This window comes from Leeuwenhoekiella obamensis (assembly GCF_055391795.1).
Window position 1 is genome coordinate 1,925,983 of sequence record NZ_AP029251.1, and the last position, 17,346, is coordinate 1,943,328.

The 17,346-nt window shown below is 41.4% G+C and carries 12 protein-coding genes; 4 read left to right on the top strand and 8 right to left on the bottom strand.

The window, feature by feature from the left end; all coding sequences use genetic code 11:
* Window positions 1-3: 3 nt before the first annotated feature.
* The 4 genes from ACZ5L8_RS08580 to ACZ5L8_RS08595 form a co-directional block, all read right to left on the bottom strand.
* A complete protein-coding gene (locus tag ACZ5L8_RS08580; RefSeq protein WP_464436577.1) occupies window positions 4-522 on the bottom strand; it encodes a DUF3347 domain-containing protein in 519 nt (172 codons plus the stop codon).
* A 10-nt stretch (window positions 523-532) separates the two neighbouring features.
* The gene (locus ACZ5L8_RS08585) at window positions 533-1,795 is read right to left on the bottom strand and encodes a TolC family protein (RefSeq protein ID WP_464436579.1); all 1,263 of its coding nucleotides are present in this window, start codon (window positions 1,793-1,795) and stop codon (window positions 533-535) included.
* Window positions 1,792-5,538 carry an efflux RND transporter permease subunit gene (locus ACZ5L8_RS08590; protein ID WP_464436582.1) on the bottom strand — a complete coding sequence of 1,249 codons (3,747 nt, stop codon included), beginning with the start codon at window positions 5,536-5,538 and terminating at the stop codon, window positions 1,792-1,794. The genes ACZ5L8_RS08585 and ACZ5L8_RS08590 overlap by 4 nt, the downstream gene beginning before the upstream one ends.
* Before the next feature lie 119 nt (window positions 5,539-5,657).
* On the bottom strand, window positions 5,658-6,077 hold the full coding sequence (locus ACZ5L8_RS08595; RefSeq protein WP_464436584.1) for an HYC_CC_PP family protein: 420 nt from the start codon (window positions 6,075-6,077) through the stop codon (window positions 5,658-5,660).
* Between the two features lie 513 nt (window positions 6,078-6,590).
* Here ACZ5L8_RS08595 and ACZ5L8_RS08600 point away from each other — a divergent pair.
* From ACZ5L8_RS08600 to ACZ5L8_RS08610, 3 genes are all read left to right on the top strand, one after another.
* Window positions 6,591-7,022, top strand: coding sequence for a Fur family transcriptional regulator (locus ACZ5L8_RS08600; RefSeq protein WP_464436587.1), 432 nt, complete (start codon window positions 6,591-6,593; stop codon window positions 7,020-7,022).
* A gap of 44 nt (window positions 7,023-7,066) precedes the next feature.
* Complete coding sequence (locus ACZ5L8_RS08605; protein WP_464436589.1) at window positions 7,067-9,058, top strand: heavy metal translocating P-type ATPase; 1,992 nt, start codon at window positions 7,067-7,069, stop codon at window positions 9,056-9,058.
* 637 nt (window positions 9,059-9,695) lie between these two features.
* Window positions 9,696-10,772, top strand: coding sequence for a S41 family peptidase (locus ACZ5L8_RS08610; protein WP_464436592.1), 1,077 nt, complete (start codon window positions 9,696-9,698; stop codon window positions 10,770-10,772).
* A gap of 546 nt (window positions 10,773-11,318) precedes the next feature.
* On the opposite strand, the gene ACZ5L8_RS08615 is transcribed toward ACZ5L8_RS08610, so the two are convergent.
* Window positions 11,319-12,881 carry a hypothetical protein gene (locus tag ACZ5L8_RS08615; protein ID WP_464436594.1) on the bottom strand — a complete coding sequence of 521 codons (1,563 nt, stop codon included), beginning with the start codon at window positions 12,879-12,881 and terminating at the stop codon, window positions 11,319-11,321.
* Between the two features lie 141 nt (window positions 12,882-13,022).
* Here ACZ5L8_RS08615 and ACZ5L8_RS08620 point away from each other — a divergent pair, with 141 nt between their 5' ends.
* Window positions 13,023-14,492 carry a potassium/proton antiporter gene (locus tag ACZ5L8_RS08620; RefSeq protein WP_464440943.1) on the top strand — a complete coding sequence of 490 codons (1,470 nt, stop codon included), beginning with the start codon at window positions 13,023-13,025 and terminating at the stop codon, window positions 14,490-14,492.
* Window positions 14,493-14,524: 32 nt separating this feature from the next.
* Here the strand turns inward: ACZ5L8_RS08620 and ACZ5L8_RS08625 are convergent, their stop codons facing one another.
* The 3 genes from ACZ5L8_RS08625 to ACZ5L8_RS08635 form a co-directional block, all read right to left on the bottom strand.
* Window positions 14,525-14,956 (bottom strand): hypothetical protein, encoded by a 432-nt coding sequence (locus ACZ5L8_RS08625; RefSeq protein WP_464436597.1) that lies wholly within the window; start codon window positions 14,954-14,956, stop codon window positions 14,525-14,527.
* 13 nt (window positions 14,957-14,969) lie between these two features.
* Window positions 14,970-15,431, bottom strand: coding sequence for a phage tail protein (locus ACZ5L8_RS08630; protein ID WP_464436600.1), 462 nt, complete (start codon window positions 15,429-15,431; stop codon window positions 14,970-14,972).
* A gap of 464 nt (window positions 15,432-15,895) precedes the next feature.
* Window positions 15,896-17,302, bottom strand: a complete 1,407-nt coding sequence (locus ACZ5L8_RS08635) for a sulfatase family protein (protein ID WP_464436602.1) — start codon at window positions 17,300-17,302, stop codon at window positions 15,896-15,898.
* Window positions 17,303-17,346 lie beyond the last annotated feature (44 nt).

The window sequence follows — 17,346 nt, forward strand, 5'->3', positions numbered from 1 at the left end:
CTGTTATTTTATAGTTTCTGCCACTGTACCACACTTAAGCATCTTATCTCCAAAATATGGATTGCGTATTTCTTCTTCCTTAGATAACCAGTATCCTCCTTCACCGTTAAAAGCCATTGGGCAATACTGTTTGTAAACCTCGCCATTGCTTATTGCGCCATCCACAACCGCTGTGATCTTTGCAGTAACGTCAGCAAAATGTTTGCGCTGCTCATCAATATCTCCAGATTGTGCGATGGTGGTAAGACTTTCTTTCAAAGCAGCGTCATCCGTATTTTCCATAAGCATTTCTGCGCCAGACTGCGCCTCTTCTACATCACTGTTTACCAGCGCTGTTTTAAGATGTATATAATGCTGAAATTGCTTCCCCACCTTATCATCATTAAAACTCAATCCATCAGTTGCCACCGCAACCGCTTCTGTGGTATCTGCAGTTTCATCAGCAGATTTTGATTCATTCTTACAAGAGATCATCGAGGTGATCGCCACTGTCATCAGGGTTGTTCTAAAGAGTGTTTTCATTGTCGTTGTTTTAATTTATTAAGTAATTGATCATTGCCCATTGGCTGTAATACTGCCGCACGGCTTCTATTTGATTATTTTGAAATTTTAATTGTAATTCTTGAATATCCAACACATCGTTAAAATCAATGGTACCGGTCTCATAATTCTTCGTCAGGATCTCTTCAGCATCTTTTGCCTGTTTCAGGTTTTTTAGCTGAGTTTCGTAAGTTATTCGGGCTTGGTTGCGTTTGGTTTTCGCTTTCGCGAAAGCTACTCTCAACGTATTAAAACGTTGTTCCTTCTGTGATGCTAACTCCAGTTGGCGCAGCTCATTTTGTTTGGTCACCGAACCAAAACGCTTATTAAAGATCGGAATAGACACAGAAACCATCGGCATCACAATGTCCTTCCCATTATCGCTAAAATTCATCTCAGGCCGCTCTGAAACCGGCACATAATCTAACCCGATCCCCACGTTAGGCCCACGCTCTTTTTGGTTCAACAGTTCCGCTTGTTTAACTGACGCAAACAGTCGGTCATATTTTATAAGTTCAGGATTCAATGCAAGTTGATCATTGCTGTAAACCTCATCCTCCTCAGGCATTGCGAGTTGGTTTATCACCTCTACAGCAACGGTTTCTTCCCGATTAAGCAGTGTATTAAAAGTTGCTTGTGTTGCCAGATATTCTTCTTCTAGCAACTGCTTTTGTTGATCTAATTCGTTTTGACGTATTTGCAAACGCAACACATCTACCGCCGAAGCTTTCCCTACCTCTACAGAGGTCAATGCAAGTTCTTCATAGGTTTTTAGCAACTGGATATTTTGATCTAGCACCGCCTGCTTTGCTCGTATCGCATACAAGTCATAATAGGATTGCGCCACTGATAAAGCCAACTTCCTTTTCGCAATAGCGATCTCCTCAAACTCTGCTTCTGCCATGGCGCTTGCATAATTCTCACGCGCAGTGATCGTACCAAACCAAGGCAACATTTGCGACACCGAAAATCGTGCGCGCTGTGCACCCGTGCGGGTTTCTGGTTCACTTACAAAATACCCCGCGCTCACGGTGGTGTTAGGCAAACTATACACTTCGTTCACTTTTTCTTTCGCATTAGCGTAACGCAATTCATACGCTTTGATATCAGGATTATTCTGCTCAGCCTCCTGAATATAAAACTGCAGATCCTGCGCTTGTACAGGCGCTATTAAGCCTAGAAAAAACAGACTTAAAACCAGAGTGATCGTATTTTGTTTTGCCTTGCGGCGAAATAAACGCGTATTCTTTTTCATTTTGCCGCTTTTTTAAGTTGAAACTCCTTGCGCATACTGAACAATACAGGAACCACAAAAAGGGTGATAAGTGCTATTAACATCCCGCCAAAACTAGGTATCGCCATCGGTATCATGATATCGCTTCCTCTTCCTGCTGACGTTAACACCGGCAATAGCGCTAAGATCGTCGTTGCCGTTGTCATTAAACACGGGCGGATGCGTTTTTCGCCAGCTTCAATAATAGATTCCCAGATCTCTTTTTTATTATCAGGACTGTTCCTATCAAAAGTTTGTGTGAGATACGTAGCCATCACCACGCCGTCATCTGTCGCTATACCGAACAAAGCGATAAAACCTACCCACACCGCAACACTAAGGTTTACCGTATGCATCTGGAAAAGGTCTCTTAGGTTTTCACCAAAAAAACTAAAGTTCATAAACCAGTCCTGACCGTAAAGCCAGATCATTAAGAAGCCACCAGCAAAAGCCACCGCGATCCCTGAAAATACCATAAGCGAAGTAGCCACAGAGCGAAACTGAAAATACAGTATCAAGAAGATTATGATAAGCGCCAGAGGTACGACCACAGACAATGTCTTTTCTGCGCGAAGCTGATTCTCATATGTACCGGTAAACTGATAGCTTATTCCTTTGGGTACTGTAAGTTCTCCATTGTTTATTTTCTCTTGGATCAATGCCTGTGCATTCTCAACAACATCTACTTCTGCAAAACCATCCAACTTGTCAAAAAGCACATACCCAACTAAGAAGGTGTCTTCACTCTTGATCACCTGTGGACCTTTTTCATATCTAATATCCACAAGCTCGCCTAGTGGCACAGGGCTTCCCTTTTCAACAGGCACATAGATATTCTTAAGATCAGTAGGGTTATCACGCAGCTCACGAGGATATCGCACACGCACTGCGTAGCGTTCTCTACCTTCTACGGTTTGTGTAAGCGGCATTCCGCCTACTGCCACTTGCAGAATTTCTTGCACATCCATAATTGAGATTCCATAGCGTGCTAGTTGCTCCCTTTTAATATCAATAAGCAAATAGGGTTTCCCTACGATACGATCAGCAAAGACAGCTTGCTCTTTCACGCCTTCTGCTTGCTTGAGAATATCTTCAAGTTGTAACCCGAAAGCTTCGATCTCTTCCAGATCTTGACCTTTTACTTTGATCCCCATAGGTGCGCGCATTCCTGTTTGCAGCATTACTAGTCGGGTTTCTATGGGTTGTAGTTTAGGAGCAGAAGTGATTCCCGGAAGTTTTGTAACCCTTACAATTTCATTCCAAATATCATCCGGACTTTGGATGGATGGTCTCCAGTTGCGATAATATTCTCCATCTTCATCAGCCACCAGATCAGCTTCGTTTATGGTTGTTCTTAATTGAGATGCCGTGTACTTTTCAGCATTCTCTACTTTGTTATTGGGGTTAATAATGTAGCTGTTATCCTTTAGCACAAACAATCCATCCTCATTGATCTTGTAGCGCTGCTTTTCGCCTTGAGCGTTAACCATATACTCTGGCTTGTATTGTATGATATTCTCATACATAGACAGTGGCGCAGGATCTAATGCCGACTCTGTTCTACCTGCTTTTCCTACCACGGTCTCAACTTCTGGAATGGTCGCCACAGCCATATCCAGCTGTTGCAATACGCGCTTGTTCTCCTCTACTCCTGCATGCGGCAAGGAAGTAGGCATGAGCAAGAAAGAACCTTCATTAAGTGATGGCATGAATTCTTTCCCAGTGTTTTTCATGATAAAAAAGCCACAGATCACGATAACCGTAGGTATAGAAAGAAACAGTATTTTGTTTGCTAGAGCCCATCTAAGAATGCGTGTGTAGTAATACCGAAATCCCCAGAACACGCCTAACAGTCCAAAGCAGATCACACTTACAAAAAGTAAGTTCATAAAAATGCTACGATCAAAGCCTAACGGTCGCCAGTACTGAGCCAGCAAGAATACGATAGCTAATACTGAAATAATGATGTTCGCAAGATTAGCTTGCTTTTGCGAAAGTTTATCCTGCAGTCTAGCCATTCCTGAAACGCCAAAGGCGATGAGAATGATCCCTAACCAATAACCGTAAAACAGACCAACAACGCCGGCAATAATAAGCCCAATATTCATTGCGTAGGTGTAGTGCTTTTTAAGATTCCCTCTTTTAAATAAGAAGGCCGCAAATGGCGGAATGATAAACAGCGCTACGATAATAGAAGCTGTGAGCGCCATTGTCTTGGTAAATGCCAATGGACGGAAGAGTTTACCCTCTGCTCCTACCATTGTGAAAACCGGTATAAAACTTATGATCGTTGTAAGCACCGCAGTCAATATCGCTCCTGAAACCTCTGCGGTAGCATTATACACGATCGTGTTTGTAGAAAGCTTATTTCCTTCAGCATCTGTATGTTCATGATCTAGATGGCGTATGATGTTTTCAGAGAGGATCACACCTACATCTACCATAGTTCCTATGGCGATGGCGATACCAGATAGAGCAACAATATTAGCATCTACATTAAAGATTTTCATGGCAATGAAAACCATTAAGACCGCTACAGGCAGTAATCCTGAGATCAGCACAGAAGCGCGTAGATTAAAAACCATTATAACTATGACAAGAATGGTTATCAGTATTTCTAGCGTTAGGGCTTCATTAAGCGTGCCCAGTGTTTCTTTAATAAGTGCTGTGCGATCATAAAAAGGCACAATCGTAACCTGCGATGTGCGGCCATCGGCAAGTTCTTTTGACGGAAGTCCTGACGACAACGCTGCGATCTGCTCTTTTACATTATTGATCACCTCAAGTGGATTGGCTCCATATCTTGCTACCACAACGCCACCCACGACTTCAGCACCTTCTTTATCTAGAATTCCTCGTCTTGTTGCTGGCCCAAGATGCACCTTACCAAGGTCTTTTATCCTTAGGGAAGTAAAATTCTTTGAGGTTACAACAGCATTCTCAATATCTTCTATAGACTTCACATACCCCAAGCCACGCACTAAATACTCAGCTTTGTTCATCTCAAGGGTTTGCGCGCCTATATCCTGATTGCTTTGCTTTACCGCTTTTGTAATGTCTGATAAACTAATGCCATACTGGCGCATCAATTCAGGATTTACGTCCACCTGATACTCTTGCACATATCCACCTATTGATGCCACTTCAGACACTCCGCTAGCTGAAGAAAGTGCATACTTCACATAATAATCTTGTATGCTTCGCAACTCTTGTAGATCCCAACCTCCGGTAACATTGCCTTCGCTATCTCTACCTTCTAACGTATACCAAAAGATCTGACCTAATCCCGTAGCATCTGGACCTAGCGCAGGGTTAACCCCGTCTGGCAGAAGTCCGGCAGGTAAAGAATTGAGTTTTTCTAATATTCTACTACGTGACCAGTAGAACTCTACATCTTCCTCAAAGATGATGTAGATGCTAGAAAAGCCGAACATTGACGAACTACGTATCGTCTTCACCCCAGGAATTCCTAACAGCGAGGTAGTAAGAGGATATGTGATCTGGTCTTCAATATCCTGCGGGGAACGCCCAGACCATTTTGTGAAAACAATTTGCTGGTTTTCTCCTATATCTGGTATAGCATCCACAGCCACAGGATCACTGGGCAAAAATCCGGTATCCCAGTTAAATGGTGCATTCACGATACCCCAACCTACAAAAAGGGCGAGCATCAATACCGCAACTAGCTTGTTTTCTATTAAGAATTTTATGCCTTTATTAAGCATAGAAAAATGATTATTAAACAGTTATACAGAGATTGAATTTGTAGCAGCTACATATCAGTTTCTTAGTGCGTATACCGCATAAGTATACTGTCCGTCATATGGACTAATGTTCTAAATAATCAAATTAAATAGGTCTCGTACAGCAATTGTACGTCCCGTTCAATAAAGGGTGGTGAGTAATCTTTAAAAGGTATGATGCTCTGATCAAGACCTTCAAAGAGATTTACGTAGGTGTAATAAAAAGTAGCAACAAATAACTGCTGCTCAAAGGATAGTGTAGTAGATGATTGCTTCAGGTCGTCATTCCCGTCCTTCAGGATCTTTTCATTGCTGCAGCAGGACTTTTTTGTGATCGTAGACTTTTCACAGCCTTCCACGACCTGCATCTTTTCCATGGCGCAGCCTTCCACTTTAGTGAAAAAACTATAATCCACTAAAGAGTCTCCACAATAATGCATATCCACAGTAAATGACATTGTAGTAAAAAGTACTACAAAGGCCATAAGAGCAGATAAAGATTTGTGAATGATCGCTTTCATCGATACGAAATTACGAAATGTTCATAATTATCGTACTATTTAGTACTTATTTAATACACAATCCTTGCTCTCGCTACGATTATAAAGCGAGAAACAAGGAGTGTATTAGGGTGTTTTCTGTGAGCAGTCTTCAGTCTCAGTAGGCAGTAATTAAAATCCTCCAATCGATTAATTGAGATTCTCACTTAATCCCCCCACTCCTAACTTCCAGCATCCATCCACTAATTCTCTCATTAGTTTAATTAACACATTAAAAAACGTTCACTGAGCGGAGCCGAAGTGAAAATCTCAGTTGCAAGCCTCCAGTAAAAAGCTTCTCCCTTTTCCCAAAAGGGAGATGGGCGAGTGCAACGAAGCTCAGAGGGTTCAATCCCCCCCAATCAACTAATCCAGAATTGATTAATCAATTCCCCATCTTCCTACACGCATTTGCTAATTATAGAACATTTGCAATGGTTATGCATTTCTCTATAATGTAACTTTACATAAAGTTTTTGCGAGAAAAATCCCCATATGACCACAGAACAATCCTTAACCGCTAAAGATATTCGCCCCACAGCGATGCGTATTCTTGTGTATAAAGTCATGCAAGAAAGTAAAGTCGCTTTAGCTTTAAGTGATATAGAGCATACCTTTGAAGCGCCTACAGGTAAGGCCTCTGGTGCAGATCGCACAACACTTTATCGCACCCTTAAAACCTTTGAAGATAAAGGTATCGTACATCAGATAGATGATGGTACAGGAGTGATAAAGTATGCTTTATGTGAGCCGGGATGTCAATGTGATATAGAGCAAGATCTTCACCTTCATTTTCATTGCACGCAATGTGATGAGACCGTATGTCTCACAGATCGAAAGATCCCACACATTAACCTCCCTGATGGCTTTACCGCTCAGGATGCAAATCTGGTAGTTAAAGGGGTTTGTGATCATTGCAACGCATAACCTTTGCACTTCTGTTGCAGGTTCTTTATTAAGACCTTGCAAGTATGAAAAATAAAAGATCCCATCGCCGCTTATATACGCATGACCACAAAGACCATAAGCATAAACACAGAGAAGAAAACTGCCGTACCACCAGACAAACTACAGACTGCGGTTGTGAACACAAAGAGAGTCAAAGCAGTTTACCACCGTATTTCTGGCCACTTATAAGCCTAATACTCTTCTTGGTTGGGCTAGCAGAAGACTTCTTTAATCTTGTCAACGCACCTGAATACCTCAGGATTATCTGGTACAGCTTAGCATATCTACCAGTAGGATTACCTGTACTCAAACAAGGATATAACAACATCATTAATGGAGATATATTTACTGAGTTCTTTTTAATGTCACTCGCTACCATTGGCGCTTTTGCTATTGGCGAATATCCAGAAGGTGTTGCCGTAATGCTTTTTTACGCCGTTGGCGAAATGTTTCAGCATGCGGCTGTAGATAAAGCAAAACGTAATATTAAAGCTTTACTTGACGTTCGTCCTAAGGAGGCCTTGATTCTACAAAATGGTAAATATATATCCACAGATCCCGAAACGGTTCCTGTAGGGAGTCAACTACAAGTTCGCGTAGGCGAAAAGATCCCGTTAGACGGTATTCTTCTTTCTAACAGGGCCGTGGTAAATACCGCTGCCATTACTGGCGAAAGTAAACCTCAAACGCTCAAACAAAATGACAATCTCTACGCGGGTAGCATAAATATAGATGGTGTTATTGAGATAAGGACCACAAAACAATATCAAGATAGTTCTATCGCACGCATTCTAGATCTGGTTCAAAATGCTACAGCACGCAAATCACAAACCGAACTCTTTATACGTAAGTTCGCCAGGATCTATACGCCTGTAGTTACTTTTATGGCTATCGGTCTTACACTGTTACCTTATTTCTTAGTAGAAGAATATAGCTTCAGCGAGTGGTTGTATCGCGCACTTATTTTTCTTGTGATCTCCTGCCCCTGCGCGCTGGTGATCTCAATTCCTTTGGGCTATTTCGGCGGACTGGGCGCTGCTTCAAAAAATGGAATTCTCTTTAAAGGGGCTTCATTTTTAGACACGATAACCCAAGTAAAACACCTCGCGATAGATAAAACCGGTACAGTTACAAAAGGGGTTTTCAAGGTGATTAAGGTTAAGGGTTTCGCTTTCGCGGAAGTGCAACTCATACAATACCTTAAAACCATAGAAGCGCAATCCACCCATCCTATCGCCCAGGCAATAATGAATCATAACTCCCCTACCGAAACGCTTCAAGCATCTGAAGTAAAAGAGATCGCAGGTAAAGGTTTAACAGGCATTGTAGCGGGTAAACAGGTTTTAGTGGGTAATAAAGCGCTTATGAAAATGCACAACATAAGCACCCCAGAAGAAATAGATACAATTGTTGAGAGTATTGTACTTGTTGCTATAGACAATAGTTTTGCAGGTTATGTGGTGATCGCAGATGAGCTTAAAGAAGATGCGCATCAGGCTGTTGCCAAAATAAAAGCTGCAGGAGTAAAAAGTATAACCATGCTCTCTGGTGACAAAGATAGCATTACTCAAAAGGTTGCTGCAGACCTCAACCTCGATCATGCTAAAGGAAATTTGCTCCCTGAAGATAAGCTTAACGAAGTTGAAGGTTTAAAAACTACTACTGATGGTAAAGTTGCCTTTATAGGTGATGGTATAAACGACGCGCCAGTATTAGCAGCTAGTGATGTAGGTATCGCCATGGGAGGTTTAGGTAGTGATGTTGCCATCGAGACTGCAGATATCATAATACAAACAGATCAACCCATTAAGATCGCCACTGCGATAAAAATTGGCAAATCTACCCGTCACATCGTATGGCAAAACATAGCCATGGCATTTATTGTTAAAGGTTTTGTTCTTGCTCTAGGCGCATGGGGTGTAGCCACCATGTGGGAAGCTGTTTTTGCAGATGTTGGCGTAGCCCTTCTAGCTATTTTGAATGCCATACGGTTGCAGCGACTTAGGTTCTCTTAAACTGTCTTAAAGTATTGTGAAATTAAGGTGTGGCAATCCGTAAAAACGAAGTGGGTATTTATTTTTGCAATACCAACATTTTTATAGATATGAAAAAAATAGCAACTTTATTTTTCGCTTTTATTATTTTAGGGTGTGGTTCAATTCAGAATACGCAAGATTCAACCCCACACAAGGCTAATGATCACGTTACTAAGCCTAACGTTTCTTCTAATAAATACTCTCAGAAGAGACAAGGGTAACTTATGAGCCGCTTTCCATTTTAGTTTAAAAAATTATAAAAGTTGTAAGGTTAAATAGTTGTTCTAAATACCATTTGACTTTATAACTTTTATAATAAATTCATTCTCCACTAAGCAAAGCCTAAGTCGTTCACTGAGCGGAGCCGAAGTGACATTGTCAGTCTTCAGTTGGCAGTCGCAGTTTGCAGTAAAAAGCTTCTCCCTTATCCTAGAACGGAGATAGACAAGTGAAACGAAGCTCAGAGGGTTTAATCACCCCCTAATCGATCAATCAAGAATTGATTAATCAATCTCCCATCTTCTAAAATCCATTTCTCAATTCTGAAATCCACTATTTAAAAAATTCAAAAACATAACAGTGATCAAAATATTTATTTGCTATATATTTAAGGGTCATGCAACTAAAAACAACTTTACTTTTCACTTTTGTAATTTGCTTTTCAACTTTTGCACAGGTAAATGAGAATAAACCTGTCAAAAGCTTTCAGCAATTCTATCATTTCTTCAATGATAATTATGCCAGTTTTAATGAGAAAAATATTGATTGGCAATCACGTTACATGCATTATAAAGATGATATTGATGCTTCTACAGCAGACACAACTCTTTTTCGTATCATGAAAACTATGCTTAAAGACTTTAAGGACGCCCATGTAAATCTTAGATCTCCAAGCATTGATTCTTTCTTCAACGCGAGCAGAAATTCTGCTGTGATAAACCGCATACGGCCTATTCCTGCAAGTCAACGAAGAAAACAATATAATGCTATGACAGACTCTACTCTTGGTGAATTTGGCTTTAAGCCAATGAAATATATAGGACCTGAGTATGATGGGCGGCCTCTTTTTAGTTACACGCATAATGATACAGTAGGATACCTTAGGAGTACGCGGAGTTTCAGTTCTCATAAGTTTTTAAATCTACAGTTCACTCAAAACTTACTCAATAAGATTTTTAAAGAATTTAAACCATTGCAAGCCGTTATTTTAGATGTACGTTTTAATATGGGCGGAGATGTGAGTTTTACAAATAACCTTGTAGGTAGATTTACAGATAAGCGTTTTCTGGGCGATTACAAACAAAACCGAAGAAAAGGAAAGTTCTCAAAAATAAATCCTAATCATTTTGGCCCACGAGGGAAATATCGTTTTACAGATAAGCCGGTAGCGATCTTGCTTAACGATCAAACCATTAGCAGTGCAGACGAACTTACGCTTGTGCTTAAAAATCTACCAAATATCACTTTAATAGGAGAACCATCTAATGGAAGCTATAGCAATATGAAGCCAAAAAAGCTAGCTAACGGTTGGGTTGTAACATTAAGTTATCAGCGCTATACAGATATAAGCGGCACTAATTATGAAGGTAAGGGAACACCAGTAGACTTTATTCAAAAAACCACTATACAAGACGTTCAAAGCGGTAATGATTCTGTCTTACGTAAGGCGTTACAAACAGTGTTACAGAAGTAAAGTTCTCAGCAAGCAGTCTCCAGCAAAAAACTTCTCCCTTATCCCAAAAGGGAGATGGGCGAGTGAAACGAAGCTCAGAGGGTTCAATCACCAGTTCGCTGAGCGGAGCCGAAGTGAAAATCTCAGTAGCAAGTCTTCAGTCTCAGTAAGCAGTAATTGAAATTCTCCAATCAATAAATTGATAATTGAAAATCGATTAATCCTCATCCAGCTCCCAATAAAAAGCTTCTCCCTTATCCTAGAAGGGAGATGAGCGAGTGAAACGAAGCTCAGAGGGTTCAATCACCCCGTTCACTGATCGGAGTCGAAGTGACATTGTCAGTCCGCAGTCTTCAGTCACAGTAGGCAGTAGGCAAAATTCTCCAATCAACAAATTGAGAATTGAAAATCGATTAATCCTCATCCAGCTCCCAGTAAAAAGCTTCTCCCTTATCCTAGAAGGGAGATGAGCAAGTGAAACAAAGCTCAGAGGGTTCAATCACCCCGTTCACCTTTTCGCGAAAGCGATAAAACAACTATATAATTACAGTTAAGTTAAAAGCGCTGTTACATGCCATGATACAAGTACAGTGCACCGTAGGTCCAGTGGTTACCTTCTAGTCCAGGATAGTTATGCCTATCCATCATTAGGGCTACATATTTAAAGGGATAGCCATCAGGCAATTCAACCACGTTAGGCCATACTCGGGTTCCAGCGCGGTCATCCCATGGCGGAAGATTCATTTGTAAAGTGCCTACTTCTTCTAATTCAGGATACGAGTAGATAAAGATCTCTCGCTCTGCACTCCCCGAAAAGCAGTACCGCTTCCCTCCTATGGCCTGTATCGAGGTTCCGGTAGAGTTATGAGCCACAGGACCAGCTATCGTTGTGTAGTCTTTATTCCAGGTATCGCTTTCTAATATTACGGCTTTATACCCGTCATAATGAGCACAGGTGAGAATGCGCCATTTGTTTACATCAGCATCATATAAAATGTGAGGGTCTTCTATATCGCCCACAATTCCAAAGGGCTCAGCATGCATCACAGAAAACCCAAACCGCGGATCTCTATCGCTGCTTACCGCAAGTAGTTGTTTCTCCTCATCATCACTCGCAAAAGCACTAAACCCAGTTGTGAGTCCGCGCCACTGCTTTGCCTTACGATCATAGAAAATATGGGACGCGATCTCGTTTCTCAATAAGCCGTCATTGCGATCAAAAAGGATCACACCTTCCATCTTAAGATCAAAAACCGTAGGATCTAAGCTAAAAACTCCCTGCAAATGATGCGGCAAAGCCCTACCTCGTATGGACATTGTGTACCATAAACGCCCTTCTTCTAATAACGGACTCCCATCTTCATACGTAATAGCGCGTATATCTGCCTGTCCCAAACCTGTGGTAATTGCCACCTCTGCTCCATGAATGCGCACCTCGCCTGCCTGCTGTTTCACATAAATACTGCTGTGCAACGCATGCATATATTCCTTTTTACGTAGATCTATTTTATCACTGAATTCTGACTGTCCCACGGCGACTGGCAGTCCGTTCTGCTGCACAAACACGGTCAATCCACTTCCAAACAACTGCACAAGTAACTTCCCTTTCAGGCTTTGCTTGCCTGCGCTCGCGGTCGCAATACTTTCATTATAAAGTGTATCGCCATTCTTAATAATCATTTGGCGCACATCGCTTATACGTTCTCCATTATCGTGTACAGCCACAATAAACCGGGTATCACGAGCATCGTTCGCAAACTCAAAACCTATGGAGGTGTTCTTTTGGCTTAAAGCCAAATCCAAACTATACGTAGCAAAAGGATTAAACCCAGAAAGCCATATACTTGTCTCAGCCTCTTGACCGGCCTCGATCACCAATTGCTCGTCGTTAATTGAAACATTAGCCTTCTCCGCACCATGATCCTTCACCGGAAACATAGTTGAAAGGCCAATGACCTCAGCAGGGTCTAGCTGGGCCAGCGGCAGCTTTTCTTTATCATCAAAGATCAACCTGCGCACCCCTTGTCGCATCAATTGAATATCTGCAGGCGACACCGCTTCTTGTGCTAAAAGGGTTGAGAATATAAAGCAGCTAAAGAATAGCGGCAGAAAAGCGTTTGATCTGTTCATAAGACTTGTGTGTTCGAGCACACAATATAAGTAAAGACCGTTGAAATATTTAAATAAATGAGCGGTGTAGCGGTAATATATCTAACTTTTTATCGTATTATTTACCCACAAAAGATTCGCTAACCCCAAACACCTGCCACCCTGAATATCACCATTGAAAATATCATCCTTATAGGTTCTGTGTTGCTTTTTATAAGCATCATCGCCGGTAAAACAACGTATAAACTGGGTATACCCACCTTATTACTTTTCTTAAGTATAGGCATGCTTGCAGGCTCAGAAGGTATAGGTGGTATTTACTTTGACAATCCACAGATAGCGCAGTTCATAGGCATTGTGTCTTTAAACTTCATCCTCTTTTCTGGAGGTTTAGATACGAGTTGGCCATCAGTAAAACCAGTGCTTAAAGAAGGTATCATGCTTAGTACCCTAGGGGTGCTTGTTACGGCTGTGAGTTTGGGTCTTTTTGTATTCTATATCACAGACTTTACTATTTATGAAAGTCTGCTGCTAGGTTCTATTGTATCATCTACAGATGCCGCAGCGGTATTCTCTATTTTACGCGGCAAGAATCTCTCCTTAAAAACTAATCTGCGCCCCACGCTCGAGTTAGAGAGTGGTAGTAATGACCCTATGGCGTATGTGCTTACCATTTCGATGTTATCGCTAGTGGTTAATCAAGACAAAGATCTATGGACAATCATCCCATTGTTTCTTGCTCAGATGGCTATAGGTGGTGTTGCTGGATTTCTTTTTGGTAAACTCAGCAAACTGGTAATAAATAAGATCGACATTAGTTTTGAAGGGCTTTACCCTGTTATTGTTATCGCTCTTATGTTTATCACTTTCTCTGTTACTGATGCCATAGGCGGTAACGGTTTCCTTGCAATTTATATCTGTGCGGTTTACTTAGGTAATCAGAGTCTTATTCATAAAAAAACCATCACCCAGATGTTTGATGGTCTTGCGTGGCTTATGCAGATCGTACTTTTCCTTACCTTAGGATTGCTTGTGTTCCCATCACAGATCTTACCGTATATAGGCATTGGTTTACTCATCGCAGCCTTTTTGATCTTTGTGGCAAGACCAGTTGCTGTAATGCTCGTTTTGTTACCATTTAAAATGAAAATGCGTCGCAGACTATATATCTCATGGGTGGGCTTGCGCGGTGCCGTGCCTATTGTATTTGCAACGTATCCTTTATTGGCAGGAATTGATAAAGCTAATGTGATCTTTAATATCGTATTCTTTATATCAGTTACCTCAGTATTGATTCAAGGTTCGTCGTTACCCATTGTAGCAAAATGGCTTGGCGTAGCACTGCCCGAAACAGCAAAGAAGGTTGATCGAGACACGCTTCATCAAGAACACCCTCGCACCATCATGGAAGAGATCACCATTACCCAGAATTGTCATGCAAATGGTAAGAAGATCGTAGACCTTGCTTTCCCAGAATATGCGATCATCGCAATGATAGAGCGCGACCAGAAGTATATCACTCCTAAGGGTTCTACAGAGATTCAGCCTAATGATAAGCTCGTGGTGCTTACAGATAAACAGGAGCATCTGGAGGCGGTATACGACTCGTTAAAGCTCAGCAGGGAGGGTTAGATTTTTTTGGCTGTAGCCAAAAGAAATAAAGGCTACTTATCTATAACAAGTACAACATACGCCTGATGTATTGCCGCTCCTATACCAGTGTCGCTCTCAGTAAAATCTACAACGGTTTGTGTTTCTTCTTCATACACTTTGTTAACCGTGATTAAACTGCAACAGTAATAGAAATAAGAACCAGTGACGAGAATTGCATCTTGATTTGTGAAGTCAAAATCAAAATTCTTTAATTCCTTATAATATTGAGTATTACGCTCACTTAGGGTTGTAAGATAAGCATCCCAACTTTCCTCAGTTTCAAAAACGCTGTATCCCTTGGGGATCTCAAGCTCAGTCTGGTTATCATAACTTAATGAACCCATTTTTAGAATTTCATAATTCATACTCGTACTGTTTTCTTCATCCTTGCTACAAGCGATGAACAGAAAACATAAAAAGCTTAAATAGAATATCTTTTTCATTGCTATAAATATATCAATAAGAAGCAGATAACTTGTAGTTTGTAAAACTTAATTCTATAAATGAAACCTCAACACCATCAAAACCCTGCAGACAAGGCATCACAGACCAGCGCACTGGCCATGCGTCATAAAACGTCCATCGCATAAGGGGATGCGACTTGCGTGGCGACCGTAATACCACATCTATTGTTCGGGCGCCTGCATCCTCGCTTATGTGATTTTCCATTGCTTCTTTGCACCACATATAAAAAGTACAATCATCTGGAAGCACTCCCTCGTGTAGAATAAGATTGGGATGCTTTTCCATTTGCGGCAGTCGGAATAACGATTTAGTATTATTAGGACGTATCTCTGTTATTGCATACTCTGTACCCAATCCAGATACTTGTCTAAATCTTACAGCTCCATGTTCTGGATTTTCTGCACAAAGAACCTCAAAATAAAATGCTCGAATAGTTTCAGTTGCTGTGCTCATAACGTTGGTCTTAGATTATAATTCAGCCCTTACTTAAAATTATAAAATAAGATCTTAAGTACATGATAATGAACTCATTTAGGGGGATTTCCCCCTTTTTACTGTGTAGTTCATCGAATTTCATTAAGAGAATTTAACACTATATCGCGATTTTATGGCTCGGGGGGCCAAAAGCAGCCAAACAGAATACATTAAGTTCACAAAAAACCCTTCCCGCAGTTTCTCTGAAAGATTCCGTTAGCCATATCCTTCTAATATTTAAAATAAAAACTCCTTCCCTTGATAAGGGAAAGCTTGTGCGCCCATGGCGTAGTGGCAGCGCATAGCGCTGACGGAAGGGTTCCCCTCGCAGTGCCGTTGAAGTTTTTTAGTATGAGAATAGTCCTTTTGGCGAAAGCCAAAAAAAATCCCGCCCTGTAACAGAAAGCATGGCGGGATTTACGTAAACAAAGTATAGAGATTCTTTAATGTCTTTTATAGCGTTTATCTGCAGCAGCACCAGGATCGTTCTCTTCCTCCATCCACTGGGTAAGCTCTGATTGATACTCGGCTACCATGTCTGCATACTCAGGATCATCTGCCAGATTATTGAGTTCGTAAGGGTCTTGCTCCAGATCATAAAACTCTACCGCAGGACGGTGCACAATGCGATCTGCAAGTTCTTTAGCCTTCGTAGAGGTTTTTGCTTTTTCTTCCCATGAAGCCCATACTGCGCCTTTTTCGTTATCATTCATGGTGTATTTTATCTTGTATTCAAGCTCTGGTTCTAAGTTTGTGATCAACTTATAGCGCTTGCTGCGTATGCCGCGTATAGGATATTTAGGCCCTTCTGGGATGTTATTATGTATACCGTAAGCAAACTCACGATCACTATCTTCACCTGTAGTGAGCGTGTGTAAGAAACTCTTACCATCTAGCCCGGCGATAGGCTCACCACCAGCGATGTCTATAAGGGTTGGCACCACGTCTTCATACTGCACAAGCGCATCTGTAGTAGATGCCGGCTGCACTGCTTTATTCCATTTTACAACCATTGAGCTGCGTTGTCCCTGATCCCAAAGCGTCCATTTACCTCCAGGGAATTTAGGCCCTTGCTCACCCAGAAAGATCACAATGGTATTATCATATTTACCTTCTTCCTTAAGCATTTGCACAACATCACCCACTTGATTATCCAGCTGTCTTACCTCAGCCAGATACTTTGTGTAATCCTCGCGCGTTTCGGGCGTGTCAACATAATTAGGCGGTAATTTTAAACTAGCCGCATCAAATTCTGATGGGTCGCCTACCGTCCACGGTGCATGCGGATTGATACTCATCACAAACAAGCAAAATGGATCATTAGAACCAGCAACTAGATCACGAATTCCATCCAAAGAATACTCATCTGTATCAGAAACACAGCTAGACTCAAAGCCCGGTATGATATCGAAAGGATAAATAGACTTAGGTCGCGTACAGTCTGATTTCCCCGTAAGGGCAACTTTATATCCCAGATCGCCAAGATAATGTCCTACGCTTTTAAGACCTATGCTGTCATACACCGGTTTATGATTTTGAAAAGCACCATTACTCATGGGATACAATCCTGTAAAAAGAGAAGCTCGTGTAGGTACGCACATCGCCTCAGTACAGATCATATTCTCAAAAAGCATCCCTTCTTGAGCCAACTTGTCGATGTTTGTGGTTTTAATATTCTCACCTCCATAACAACTAAGCTGACCGCTATCAAGATCATCTGCCATGATGATCACAACATTGGGTTTTTTTGGCAAAGCTGCGACTTCCGGCTTCTTTTCTGGGTTTGATTTACAGGCAGCCAGCGATGCGATCGCCAGTAGTATTGCCGTATTTCTTAAGGTTAATTTCATGATCAGTGGTTAATAGGTTATTACAAATTATCTCGCTTCCGCAA